Source organism: Pseudomonas sp. CGJS7, assembly GCF_036961695.1.
This window is the reverse complement of sequence record NZ_JBAMDI010000069.1, coordinates 1-12334: the sequence shown is the minus strand read 5'-3', so window position 1 is coordinate 12334 and position 12334 is coordinate 1. Positions and strand designations below refer to the sequence as shown.

At 54.7% G+C, this 12334-nt stretch carries 14 protein-coding genes and 2 pseudogenes; 7 read left to right on the top strand and 9 right to left on the bottom strand.

The genetic code is table 11. The features are described from left to right. Positions 1-558: 558 nt before the first annotated feature. The 3 genes and pseudogenes from V7787_RS31760 to V7787_RS31750 all read left to right on the top strand — a co-directional run. A complete protein-coding gene (locus V7787_RS31760) occupies positions 559-804 on the top strand; it encodes a hypothetical protein (RefSeq protein WP_169862263.1) in 246 nt (81 codons plus the stop codon). A gap of 10 nt (positions 805-814) precedes the next feature. Then, positions 815-1162: pseudogene (gene tnpB / locus V7787_RS31755) on the top strand (IS66 family insertion sequence element accessory protein TnpB); the annotation flags it as partial. 54 nt (positions 1163-1216) lie between these two features. After that, positions 1217-1816, top strand: a pseudogene (locus V7787_RS31750) (IS66 family transposase zinc-finger binding domain-containing protein); the annotation flags it as partial. A 135-nt stretch (positions 1817-1951) separates the two neighbouring features. Here the strand turns inward: V7787_RS31750 and V7787_RS31745 are convergent. Continuing rightward, positions 1952-2173, bottom strand: coding sequence for a hypothetical protein (locus V7787_RS31745; RefSeq protein ID WP_047279652.1), 222 nt, complete (start codon positions 2171-2173; stop codon positions 1952-1954). A 266-nt stretch (positions 2174-2439) separates the two neighbouring features. On the opposite strand from V7787_RS31745, the gene V7787_RS31740 reads away from it, so the two are divergent. Continuing rightward, positions 2440-2943, top strand: a complete 504-nt coding sequence (locus tag V7787_RS31740) for a hypothetical protein (RefSeq protein WP_169862265.1) — start codon at positions 2440-2442, stop codon at positions 2941-2943. A gap of 142 nt (positions 2944-3085) precedes the next feature. Here the strand turns inward: V7787_RS31740 and V7787_RS31735 are convergent, their stop codons facing one another. Further along, positions 3086-4504: a heavy metal sensor histidine kinase gene (locus V7787_RS31735; protein ID WP_020302565.1), complete on the bottom strand. Its 1419-nt coding sequence runs from the start codon at positions 4502-4504 to the stop codon at positions 3086-3088. Further along, complete coding sequence (locus tag V7787_RS31730; protein ID WP_003253457.1) at positions 4501-5175, bottom strand: heavy metal response regulator transcription factor; 675 nt, start codon at positions 5173-5175, stop codon at positions 4501-4503. The genes V7787_RS31735 and V7787_RS31730 overlap by 4 nt, the downstream gene beginning before the upstream one ends. A gap of 689 nt (positions 5176-5864) precedes the next feature. Here V7787_RS31730 and V7787_RS31725 point away from each other — a divergent pair. After that, entirely contained in the window at positions 5865-6191 is a 327-nt protein-coding gene (locus tag V7787_RS31725) for a DUF2790 domain-containing protein (protein ID WP_010951440.1), read from the top strand. A gap of 32 nt (positions 6192-6223) precedes the next feature. On the opposite strand, the gene V7787_RS31720 is transcribed toward V7787_RS31725, so the two are convergent. From V7787_RS31720 to V7787_RS31710, 3 genes are all read right to left on the bottom strand, one after another. Next, positions 6224-6574, bottom strand: a complete 351-nt coding sequence (locus V7787_RS31720) for a DUF3147 family protein (RefSeq protein WP_011953105.1) — start codon at positions 6572-6574, stop codon at positions 6224-6226. A 157-nt stretch (positions 6575-6731) separates the two neighbouring features. Then, on the bottom strand, positions 6732-7637 hold the full coding sequence (locus V7787_RS31715; RefSeq protein WP_010951438.1) for a cation diffusion facilitator family transporter: 906 nt from the start codon (positions 7635-7637) through the stop codon (positions 6732-6734). A 54-nt stretch (positions 7638-7691) separates the two neighbouring features. Continuing rightward, on the bottom strand, positions 7692-8030 hold the full coding sequence (locus V7787_RS31710) for a zinc ribbon domain-containing protein (RefSeq protein WP_079732563.1): 339 nt from the start codon (positions 8028-8030) through the stop codon (positions 7692-7694). A gap of 490 nt (positions 8031-8520) precedes the next feature. Here V7787_RS31710 and V7787_RS31705 point away from each other — a divergent pair, with 490 nt between their 5' ends. Both V7787_RS31705 and V7787_RS31700 read left to right on the top strand, forming a co-directional pair. Next, a complete protein-coding gene (locus V7787_RS31705) occupies positions 8521-10218 on the top strand; it encodes a phosphoethanolamine transferase (protein ID WP_003298414.1) in 1698 nt (565 codons plus the stop codon). Between the two features lie 122 nt (positions 10219-10340). Then, the gene (locus V7787_RS31700; RefSeq protein WP_003253468.1) at positions 10341-10469 is read left to right on the top strand and encodes a hypothetical protein; all 129 of its coding nucleotides are present in this window, start codon (positions 10341-10343) and stop codon (positions 10467-10469) included. Positions 10470-10612: 143 nt separating this feature from the next. On the opposite strand, the gene V7787_RS31695 is transcribed toward V7787_RS31700, so the two are convergent. The 3 genes from V7787_RS31695 to V7787_RS31685 form a co-directional block, all read right to left on the bottom strand. Further along, entirely contained in the window at positions 10613-10819 is a 207-nt protein-coding gene (locus V7787_RS31695; protein WP_003298411.1) for a hypothetical protein, read from the bottom strand. A gap of 14 nt (positions 10820-10833) precedes the next feature. Beyond that, positions 10834-11043, bottom strand: a complete 210-nt coding sequence (locus V7787_RS31690) for a hypothetical protein (RefSeq protein WP_003298409.1) — start codon at positions 11041-11043, stop codon at positions 10834-10836. Positions 11044-11263: 220 nt separating this feature from the next. Next, entirely contained in the window at positions 11264-12187 is a 924-nt protein-coding gene (locus V7787_RS31685) for a hypothetical protein (RefSeq protein ID WP_010951435.1), read from the bottom strand. Positions 12188-12334: the final 147 nt, after the last annotated feature.

The following is a 12334-nucleotide window of genomic DNA, read 5'->3' as shown; positions in this document are numbered from 1 at the left end:
CTGATGTTGAGTATGCGCTCTGGCGGAGCCTAGCTTGGGCACCTAGCCACCGCTGCCTACGGATCTGGTAGCAAGAAGCCCGCCTCGGCGGCGGGCTATCAGATGTCTCCAAGGGGAGGCTGTAGGCCAACAAGTCTCGGAGCAAGCAGTTGTAGGATACGCCTCTTGGCTGACGCCTGCCAGCTAGCTTCGGCAGGAGCGTATGGTCCTGCTTTCCATCGACCTTAAAAAGCGGCCGTTGTAGGCCCCGCCAATTGGTAGGGCAGTCCGCCAAGACATAGCAGGCCGATTGTCCCCAGGCGGTGTACCCTTCGCCAGAGTCATAGACAGAGCTAGAGGTGAATCTAGCGGGCACCTACATTTGAGGGCAGAATCGCTAGCTCGCCTACATTGCACTGGGTTGAGGGGAAAGGTGTGGGAGCAGAGCTAGATCGGGTAAAGGATCGCAAGAGGAGCAGAGCTTTAATCGAAGACCTCTACCTCGACGCGAACCGAGTTTACGTAATCCACTACTCCTGCGAATCGTTTTATCAGAACGATACCGGGGAGTTGAAACGTGTGACATCCATCGCCACACGAAACCTAAAAACCGGCCAGACCAAGTCATGGTCCATCCATAAAGAAGCAGAGCTCAGTAAACAGCTCTCTAGCATGCAAGCAGAGCTCAATAAATTCGAAAAGTCGATGCTGAAAGGCTTTTTCCAGTGGCTTGATAAGCACAAGGATTGCCGGTTCCTGCACTGGAACGTAAACGGCCAGCCGAAGCGTCAGTGGTCATCGAGTTGCCCATGGCCGGGCAAGTAATCACATTGAAATGGCCAGCCTCGGATCCCGAGGGCTGCGCGCAATTTATCCGGGCTGTGGCCCAATGATCCGCATCGATGCGATCTGGCTGTCCACCGAGCCGATGGACATGCGCGCCGGAACCGAAACGGCATTGGCCCGAGTGATCGCGGTGTTCGGTGCGGCGAAGCCGCATTGCGCTTATCTGTTCGCCATTCGCCGCGCTAACCGGATGAAAGTGCTGGTGCATGATGGCGTGGGCGTCTGGCTTGCCGCGCGGCGCCTGAATCAAGGGAAGTTTCACTGGCCCGGCATTCGCCATGGCTGTGAGGTCGAACTCGACAGCGAGCAACTCCAGGCGTTGGTGCTGGGCCTGCCGTGGCAGCGGGTCTGCTCGTCGTCGTTTCGGGCCTGCTCTGGCACAATCAGCGGCATGACTTCCTCGCCCAACCTCGACCATATGACCCCGGAACAGCTTCGTGCCTTGGCGGCACAGGCGTCGCAGTTGCAGTCCCAAGTCGAGGCGATGAGCAGGAAGATCCAAAATGATGAAATTCTCATCGAACAGTTCAAGTTCGAGATCGCCCTGCTCAAGCGCCACAAATTTGCCAAGCGCAGCGAGCAGATCAGCCAAGCACAAGGCAGCTTGCTGGATGATCTGCTCGACACAGATCTTGAAGCTATCGAAGCAGAGCTGAAACAGCTCCTCCCAGCTTCGTCACAGGTCGAGCCACGGCAATCGCCGAAACGTGCACCATTGCCGCCGCAGTTTCCACGCACGGTGATCCGTCACGAACCGGAAAACACTCAGTGCGCTTGAGGCTGCCAACTTCAACGCATCGGCGAAGACGTTAGCGAGTAGCTGGATTACACGCCGGGCGTGTTTACCGTCGAGCAGCATGTACGTGGTAAATGGGCCTGCCGTCAGTGCGAAACCCTGATTCAGGCGCCTGTTCCGGCCCAGGTCATCGACAAAGGTATTCCAACCGCAGGCCTGCTGGCCCACGTGATGGTGGCCGAGTTTGCCGCTCACTGGGTCTGACCGGAGAAAGCAATGCGGAAACGCCACGCGAGAACGAAGGCTAAATTCCAAGCACAAAAAAGCCAGGTTTTACCCTGGCTTTTTTGTCAATTACTTTTGTCATTTGAAGTCCTATTTAACCGCCGATTAATTGTCGGCTTGTTCCCTACCATCCTTGCTTTCTTTCTTTTGCTCTTGAGCGACTTGTTGTTTGTTCTGGTCCGAAGCGTCATCGCTCCATAGGCGAGCCTGTTCGGTTCGGAAGTTCTCGTTGAACTGTTTCGCTCGCTCGAAGCCGCCTTCAGCGTAAGCGGTACCCATGAGACCCAGCAGCAGGCTGCCAATAGCGATAGATTTGACAAATTTCATTGTGAACCTCGGTTCATACTAGGCCTACCTGATTAGCGGCCTTTGTTGGTTTGTAGTTTAGGAACACGAAGCTAACGACAAGGTGAGTCAATAATTACAATTCCGTAATTTAGGCTGCAGATAGGATGTGTTAAATCGTCAAATCTGGAAGGATCATGTCTATCTCGGCATTGTCGAGGTGGATTAAGAATTTTCTCTCAAATTACAATTTTGATATCTAGCGCGTTAATTCAGCGCGGCGTTGTTGGCCGCCCTAGGAGATAGCCATGAATTACATAGAGCCCTGGGCAGTTGCTATCGGTGACTTTCGCCGCTGCACTGAAAAACTCACTGTCCAGCTCGATGAGCTGACCTCGCAGACGCGCACCTCCAGCGCTGTTCTGGAGAGGTCGAACGAACTGGTGGAGCAGGTGGACGCTGTCGGCCGGCAGATTCAGGAGGAGGTGCGAAAGGCAGAGAAGGCTTGGTCGAATGCGGAAGAGGTTGCCTTGCGCGCCGCTGCAGCAGCGTATTCAGCTGCATGCCGCGGAGTCGACACCGCCATCCAGCCACTGATCTCAGAGCTAACAGCAGCGGCAAAGGTAGCGGACGCCTCTATCCAGGAGCTCAAGCGGGCACCGGTGCTGGCCAAGCGTTATGTGATGGTGGTCGCCACGGCATTCTTCATCTTGGCGCTGATCTGTGTCTACTCGACCATGCGCCTGATCGATGCCGCCGGCAGCGTAAGTGCTCAAGAGAAAGTGAATGCTCAGTATTTCTCCCACCTGTGAAAGAACGCCAATCCTGACGAACAGAAGATTATTAAGTCGGTGATTCTGCGGTCGCCCATGGACCCTGTGGTCCTCCGGCACTGATGCAGTGAGGCAGACAAAAAGGCCCGTCGATTGACGGGCCTAATCATGTCTGCGCGGTTTAAGCGGCGGTCATTGCCGGCTGCAGTTGCTGGGCTGCAGGAAAGTGAAGGTGGAACCAAGTGAAGTTTTCTTCGGTCACCTCCACGCTCGCCGATCCCTGGTGCAGGCTCATGATCGACTGAACGATGGCCAAGCCAAGACCGGTACCGCCTTCGCTCCGTGCTCGGCTCTTGTCCACACGGTAGAACCGCTCAAACAAGTGCGCGTGGTGTTCCTTGGCGATACCGCGGCCGGGGTTGCCGACACTCAACGTCGTACCGCTCGCACTATGCTGCACCTTCACGTAGACCGTGCGGCCACGAGGGCAGTAACGGATCGCGTTCGAGACCAAATTCGAGACGGCACGTTGAACCATCAGGCGGTTCCCGCGCACCACGTCATCACTGCCAGAGATCTGCAGCTGGATCTCGCCTTCTTCTGCCGAAATGCTGAAGAGATCGCACACTCGCTGAACCTCGTCGACCAAGGAGACGGGTTCGAACTCCACCATTGATGCTGGATGACTGACCTGGGCCAAGAACAGCATGTCCGAAACCATGCGGCTCATGCGGTCCAGCTCTTCTGTGCACGACTCCAGAACCTCCCGGTATTCGGAAAGTGATCGTTCTCTGGTCAAGGCTACCTGAGCCTTACCCATAAGGTTGGAAAGCGGTGCTCGAAGTTCATGAGCGAGATCGTCAGAGAACTGCGAAAGCTGCTGAACCCCATCATCCAGGCGAGCCAGCATGATGTTGATGCCGTCGGCGAGCATTTTGAGTTCTGCCGGCATCCCATCAGTTGGAAGGCGATGGTCGAGGCTCTCGGTTGAGATTTTCGAGGCGATCTTGAGGAACTTGGTCAGTGGTAGCAGGCCTCTGCGCACAGTCCACCAGCCAATGGCCAAGATCAGTGCGAGGATGACGGGGGACATCATCAAGGCCCAGGTCAGCAACGCATCGAGCAGCGCCTCACTGGATGACTGGTCCATGGTCATATAGACGCTGACCTCTGTTCCATCGCCCAAACGCATGATTCGAGAAGCACTCAGCAGAGGACGGTCCTGCGTATCACGCCATTCGTGCTCTTTGGGCTGGGCCGCCGGCTGAAACTTGTGCACCTCCAGATTGACCTGTTTCGAGCCAATCGAGAGCAGGGGAGTCTGATTCTGTGAGGTATCGAATATGCTCACATACAGGTTGTTGTGGCCCATGACCAAATCGACAAGCTGATGCGCATCCGCGTTGACGCCGGAGATGTCCGGGATGGTGGACAGGTTGTGAGCCATCCCCGCCATCTTTACTTCCAGGTCTGCTCTGGCATTTCTTTCCAGAGCCTTGCCTACCATCAGATAGCCAAAGGTGGCGAACAGAAGCAGCAACGCTGCGCTCATCAACCCAACTTTTAACCCCAGCTTTGCAGCCAGGCTGAATGGCCTCATGCGCGTTCCTCAAAAACGTACCCAACGCCACGAAGCGTGTGAATGAGCTTGGTTTCAAACGGGTCATCGATCTTCGAGCGCAAGCGCCGGATGGCTACATCGATGACATTGGTGTCGCAATCGAAATTCATATCCCAGACCAACGAGATGATCTGAGAGCGAGTCAGCGCTTCGCCCGTTCGGCTCATGAGCAGGTGCAGAAGCGCAAATTCCTTGGTGGTGAGATCGATGCGTGTGCCACCGCGGAAGACGCGATGGCGGACGGAGTCGAGTTCCAGATCGGCAATTTTCAGCGAGCTCTTCTCGACTAACTCATCACCACGGCGTTGCAGCGAACGGATGCGAGCAAGCAGCTCAGGGAATTCGAATGGCTTCACAAGGTAGTCATCCGCGCCGCCGTCCAAGCCCTTGAGCTTGTCATTGATGCGTCCGCGGGCGGTCAGCATGATGATGCGGACCCGGCTGGTCTTACGGATGGTTTCCAGCAGGTCCCAGCCGTCGATACCCGGGAGGTTCACGTCCAGGAGGACCAACGAATAGACATTAGTGTTGAACAAGTGCAGAGCATCTACACCGTTGTGCACGATATCTACGACATACCCGCTTTCGGATAGGCCCTGCTGAAGATATTCGGCAGTTTTAATTTCGTCTTCCACAACTAGAACGCGCATAACTTATCTCAAGGTGTGAGGAAGGAGTTGGCCTAATCCGCCAAGATTATGGTTGCAGGCTGTTCGAAAGTTTGGCTGAGGGTATGGCATGTGGTAGTCGCTACCTCTGTCCATACGCCGGGTCACCTGAGGACGCTTGAATCTTAACGCGAAGAAGCTGGCCGCGGCGAAATCCTACAAATTTGTAATGTAGCCGCAAGATTTCTGACAGTCATGCAGGCTCCACCCCTAAGCATAGCGGATTCTGGGGCCTGCGGCGGTGTATGACAGATTCGCCTGGCAGGTGGAATCGGCCAGGACAGGCAGCATTTCGGTCGTTAGCTTGCAAGGACTGGTACTGGCCTTGGATCGAGGGCGCCACGCAGGCAGACCCCATGCACGGCCGCAAACCGCAGCGCCTTTCTGCAAATTAGTTCACGTGGCGGCTCGATATTCTCTCGAATAATTATCTTACAATCTATTACATGTCCAAATTGTAATTGCACGATCATCTTGGTGTTAGCCTCCTTTGCTAGTTTAAGGGCAGCGGAAGAGGCATCGCTGCTTTGGAAATTGTCTCATTTCAAAGCAGCTTGGCAAGAGCACCGAGCAGTTGTTCGCGCCAGTGCATTCACCTGTAAACCATACGCTCCTTTGGTAGGTGAATTTTAGCGCCCCCCTACGGGCGCTTTTTTATTAAGGGACTTCTTATGAACACTACTGTATCAGCGATCGCCGTGTTTATGCTCTTTACATCACTAACAGCCAATGCCCAAAGCGGTATGGAGATCAATAAACACATCGAGCGTACTGCTAGAGAGGCTACAGCGGATTATGCTCAACGCGTAAAAAAGCCCATGCCTCAACTAGAAGACTACGCCTATGGCATGGACCTGGACGTTGGTAAGTTGGTGTATGTATCACCCAATGTGCGGTACTGCGGTAATGTAAGAAGCATGATGACCTACGAAGACTCGAAAGGCGAACTGCACATGGTTCGCTACCTGGTGAAGGGCGAGTGTGTTAATAGCCGTTAAGACTCATCAAGATGATCCCTGCGGCCACCGGATCATAGAAGCTCAATGCCGAACCGGCGCAGCAGTATGGCGAAGCCTCCGAAGCTGGCCATTGTGATGAGGATGCTGCTGATCAGTGTCGGCCAAAAGCCGAGCTTAGGTAGCAGCAATGGAAAAGCAATAAACATCGGCAGGGTCGGAAGCACGTACCAGAACGTGTACCAAGCATGGTTGGAGATCTTCTCCATGCTCTGGTTCTCTAAATAGAGCCAGACCAACGTCACGACCGTGACCAAGGGTAGGGCGGCGACCAAGCCGCCCAGCTTGTCGCTGCGTTTCGCCAGCTCTGACACGAGAATCACTATACCGGCAGTGAGTAGGTACTTCGTGATGATCCAGGCCATCGCTGAGCCTTCTGGAGGTTGTTGACGAGGGCAGGCGAAGCCATTCACCAACCCCCTTGAAGCGCTCCTGCCGTTTACGGCATCCCTCACCGCATTTTTTTTGCAACATCACCCTCAGCCAGGAGGGTGATGTGTTTGCATGGTGTTTACCGATCGGTCAGTGCGAGGGTGAGGGAACGCTCTCGTGGAAAGCTGCCCGCTCGATCTGGATGGTGCAGTGATGGATTTCGAATGCATCGCTGACAGCATCCACGACGGCCGCCAACACAGCATCCCCATCTGCAGAATCCCGAACCACTACGTGCGACGTCATCACGTTACTGCCACTGCTGACAGCCCACACGTGCAAGTCATGAACGTCCGTCACGCCATCTACTCCGAGGATGGTGGCCTCGATTGCCGTAACGTCGAGCCCCCTCGGGACACCCTCCATGAGGATCCCCAGGCTTTCGCGAAGCAACTGCCACGTCCGCGGCAGAACCCAAAGGCCGATCGCCACAGCGACAATCGTGTCGACCCAGGTCCAGCCGGTGAAGCGGATGATAAGTGCCGCGATGATTACGCCAAGCGAGCCGAGCATGTCGCTCCAAACTTCGAGGTAGGCTCCTTTGACGTTGAGGCTTTCGTTGCTCGCAGATGCCAGAAGGCGCATCGAAATTAGGTTGATGATCAGGCCGGCGATTGCGATCCACATCATCGCTCCGGTAGCGATCTCCGCCGGCATGAAGAAGCGCTGGTAGGCCTCATACAAGATGTACATCGCCACCAGGAAGAGCAGCACGGCGTTGAACGTCGAAGCCAGAATTTCCAGGCGCGCATAGCCGAAGGTTCTTTTCTGATCCGCCGGCCGCTTGGCTATCTGAAGTGCAATCAGTGAGATCGCCAAGGCGGCAGTATCTGTGAACATGTGAGATGCGTCCGACAGCAGCGCCAGGCTGCCGGTAATCCACGCACCGATCACTTCTGCAATCATGAAGCTGCCAGTCAAGCCGAGCGCCATGATTAGCTTCTTCTGATGCCCCTCGCGTACTGCAGCGCTGCCATGGTCATGATTTGAACCCACGTATTTCTCCTTGCGCAGGGTTGTGGTCTCGTTGGCCTTCCTGTCTACCTAGCCTTAGAGCGTCGCTTGGCCACACTGACTGCAAAATCTTGCTCCTGCACTCAGCAGCGAGCCGCAGGCGGTGCAACCACTCGATAGCGGTGTTCCGCAGTTTAGACAAAAGCGTGCTGACGGATCGTTGGCCGTCCGGCACTGCCTGCAGCCCTGCAGATCTTTGATGGGGGCAGGAGTGGGAGGGCGCCCGCCGTCATACACCTGATTACCGCCGTCGCAGCCCTGCTGCCGGCCATGGCGATCATATTGCTCGGCCCCATGTCCCCCGCTGTGGTGCTTGCCTCCACCGTGGTTTCCACGGCCATGGTGCCCGCCCAGGATGTTTTTGAAAAAGCTCATGGTATTCGCCCCTCATTGATGGGTGACATATTAACGAGCAAAAGTTGAAAATTATGTTCTGCTCGCGAGAAAGACTTGTAAGTTGAATTGAAAGTTCAAAATTAGCCTACGACAAAACGAAACCGTTTTGTTTGTGAAATTAAATTTATCTAGCTGAGCGGAGCATTGCTTTTGGTGGGTAGTATTCCCCTAATTTTGATCATAGCGTGATCAATGACAATCAAAACAGCAGTAATTGGATTTCTGTCAGCATTGTAATCCCGAGGTCATCGTGTCGTTATCAGGTCCCGGAAATAATGCGCTCAGCGAGATTCATTTCTCTTTTTATCCCTATGCCTCACACATACTAAGCGTCCCCAACGCCTAGGGGCCTAAGGCCTCTGACGCTCCGCACATTGCGCAATCGCTCAGCATCTGTCGACGGTTTGCCTTGTAGCTCCCGCTAACTCCATAGCTACCGCCATGGATAAGCAGCTTCCAGAGTTTGATAATGACACCTTCCAAATCCATTGTTCACACCCTGTTAAGCAAATGGATCTTTGCTATTCGCAATGCGCGGCAGAAAGGCATCAGTACTAATTTGCTAATCGGCCTGGTGACTTTTTGGTTACTGCTATTCGCGAACGCTGAGCTCTGGAACGTGCTCTGGAAGCTGGTATTCAAAACCGATGAAGTGAACTGGCAGCTAGCGGCTAGCCTCCCAGTCATAGTATTCGCATGGGTGTTTACCGTTCTGAGCTTGCTGTCATGGGGGCGGCTGGCCAAACCCATACTGTGCCTGGTACTGATCAGCGCGTCTTTTGCGAGTTACTTCATGAATGCCTACGGCATCGTGATCGATTACACAATGTTCACCAACGTTGTGGAGACCGACGTCGCTGAGGCAACCGAGCTGCTGAATTGGAAGCTCGGTCTTTGGGTCGCAATGGTTGGGGTGTTGCCCGTCTACCTGATTGCCCGGGTTCCCCTCCGGCGCAAGCCTTGGGCCAAAGCTTTGGTCAGCAGGTTCATTGCTCTGTCGCTCGCTCTGTTGACCTTATCTGGCATCGCGTTGAGTCAGTACCAGTCGTATGCCTCCTTGCTGCGCAACAATCGGGAGATCCGGCTGATTCTGGTACCTACCAACTTGTTTGCGGCTGGCCATGGGTACCTGAAGCGTCAGCTGGCCTCACCTAAAACGCTGACGGCCATTGGTACTGATGCGGTAGTTAATCGACAGGGTGCGGCTCGTAAACCCAGGCTGCTGGTACTGGCAGTAGGAGAGACCGCTCGCTCCGCCAACTTCTCCCTCAACGGCTACTCCCGTGAAACGAATCCGGAACTAGAAAAGCGAAATGTCATTAGCTTCACGAACGTGAGCTCCTGCGGTACCGCTACCGCGGTCTCGCTGCCATGCATGTTCCTGGACGTGGGTAAGGCCCAGTACAAAGATGGCTTGGCCAAGAGCCGAGAAGGGCTGCTCGACGTGCTTCAACGCGCTGGCATCAGTGTCATGTGGACTGACAACAACTCGGGGTGCAAAGGGGTCTGCGACAGGGTTCCCAACCACAAGGCTGCCTCTCACGCGGATTCCCAACTGTGCACCAGCGAGGAGTGTAAGGACGGGGTGCTGCTCACGGAGATGCAAGACTTCATCAAGCGCCAGGAAGGCGATGCTGTCCTGGTGCTCCACTACAAAGGCAGTCACGGCCCGGCCTACTACAAGCGCTACCCCTCGCAATTCAAGAAATTCGCACCGGTGTGCGAGACCAACGAGCTCGACAAATGTAAGCAGGAGGAGGTGGTCAATGCCTACGACAACTCAATCCTCTACACCGATTATGTGACTGCAAATCTCATCGATATCCTGGCGGCCAACACCAAGTTCGACACTGCGCTGATGTACGTTTCGGACCACGGCGAATCGCTGGGGGAGGGTGGGCTCTATCTACACGGGCTGCCTTACGCGATGGCTCCTGACGAGCAAACAAAGGTGCCGTTGGTACTTTGGATGTCTGACTCGCTCGCGAAGAGCGAAAAGGTCAACGTGGGTTGTTTGAAAGCTCAAACCACGTCACCGCTGAGCCACGACAACCTGTTCCACACCGTGCTCGGCATGATGAACGTCCAGACGTCTTCGTATCGCTCAGCGCTGGATTTCACTGCCCCTTGTAAGCCCTTTGTCGGAGGCTCTTATTCTGGCCTCTGAATGTTCGATGTGGACCGGATCATCGGCCAGGCGGTTCTGCACCAGCCTGCTTTGACAGCTGAGAGAAGCTGGACTAATTACATAGCTGCATTCAACAACCCAAGCGGAAAAGGAAGTTTTGCATGAGCATCAAGCCAGGCCCAAAGCGCACCAATGAAGATGGCACTCCGGACAAAAGGCAGCGAGTCACCCCTGAAAAGCAGAAGGACCATCCGGACCTGAAACCCCACAAGCACAAAAAGGGGGAGTAAGAAAAAAGCAGCTCTCGGGAGCTGCTTTTTTTTTGGGGCTGTGTGCAAACCCTCCCGACCGTCTCGCTGATCAATCGGACCGCGTCGTGAGTCTTCCGCTTGGCTTGATGGATTCTGAAGCTACCTCCGGATCGGTTATCCCTTCAGTGCGGACGACGAGACTGATATCCCAGAGCGTTGAGCTGATACTCGCTGACAGCCCGAAATTGTGATTCTGCGATTTGACGCAGGCGCTCAACCTCTTCGGCAGATGAGCCAGAAGCCTGCGCCTCGTGGTATTGCTTCATCGCATCCACTGCGTCGGTATACATGGGGTGGTCGGGGAGAAGAGCTGGCATCTTTTTCGTCATGTAGCGGCAGGTCCTCACTGGATAGTCGACGGTGGTTTACCTGCTTTGAGGAGCTGAAAATCAATGACCGCCTGATAGAGCGAATCTGCCAATGGGTGAAGACGCTGTACCTCAAGGTCTGGCAATCCAGCAGCCTCCGCTTCGTGGGCCTGTCGGATAGCTTCAAGCGCTTGCCTCATCAGTGGCTCACCAGCCTCGACCATTCCAATGAATGTGCGCTTCACAACATTTTGCTCCATTCAGCTGAAGATGAATTATAGGACACCGCGGCGTGGCAAGGCCCCGAGCAGCATAGGTGTTCGACGCCCGACTGAACGAATCAATGAGGAGCGCGCTGGCCTGGGGAGTGGCCAGGGCGCGTGTCGTAGCTACGTTGTAAACCACTTTTTTTCACTGTAAACCACTGTGGTTACAGTGAAAAAAAGTGGTTTACAACAGGCCTCCTCAGGCCTGAGTCAGCTCCAGCAGATCGCCCAGTTCCTCCCGGGCCATCTTCACTCTATCCATTCTGCGATAAGGATGATCAACCGGCATCCGGATAAGGGATTCGAACCAAGCCGAATCGAATTTGATGACTTCCTTGTGAATGTGCTCAAGCTCACCTCCGCGAGGCTGTGACACTACAAACTCCATGCTTTCAACCAAGCCGGACGCTTCACTGTCTTTGACGATTCGATGGCGGATGAAACTCATTTTGAGATCAAAATATGCCGCCTTCGAACCAGGCACCTTCTTCGATTCCAGCCGACCAGTGCTGCTGATTTCCGCCCCTGGCACCTCAGCGGCAATAGCTTTCACCAGCTCAGCATTTCCAATGACCTTCTGGCCAAACAGGCGGGTGGCGTCCGACATGTAAGCAAAGATCCATGGCACATTGCGAAGCGTCGCGCCGGTATAGAGGTAGCCACGCTCTCCCTTGTAACGCTGCAGCATGCCTCTCAACGCGTTCTCGGAAAGGACCAGTTGGGTCTCTTTCTCCAGGATGTAAACCACGCGATCGAACTGTTCGATCAATAGCTTGAGAATCTTCCGTGGGACGCCGTCAAACCTGGTTTTTCGTTCTGTTTTCTTGTGCTGGCGAGGCTGGAAGTACGGGCAATCGTTACGGGCCTCACTATCAAATGGAGCGATGCCGCGAATGCTCTTAGTAGCATGTTTCCCGAATGGGTTCTTCACGTTAGGCGGTAGCTCATACAGCCCAACCAGCTGGACAGGGTTGTCGCATGCCGGGCATACAGCAAACTGAGCTAGCTTGCCGGCACTTCCAGGCTGGTACCATGGATCTCTGCGGAAGGTCTCGGCCTCGAAACCTTCCTTGTCGATGATCTTGCTTTCTGTGTCTTCGATGCGGACCTTATAGACATCCATCTTTGCTGAAACCGTATCAATAGAGGGTCTCTGGATGGTAACGAGCGAGGATAGGCAGCAGTAGGCCTAACTGACCCTTTTGGTGGTCACCCACTGGTTTGAGGCCCGCCCAAAGCATGCTTGATCGACCTGGGCGGGCCCTAGAAA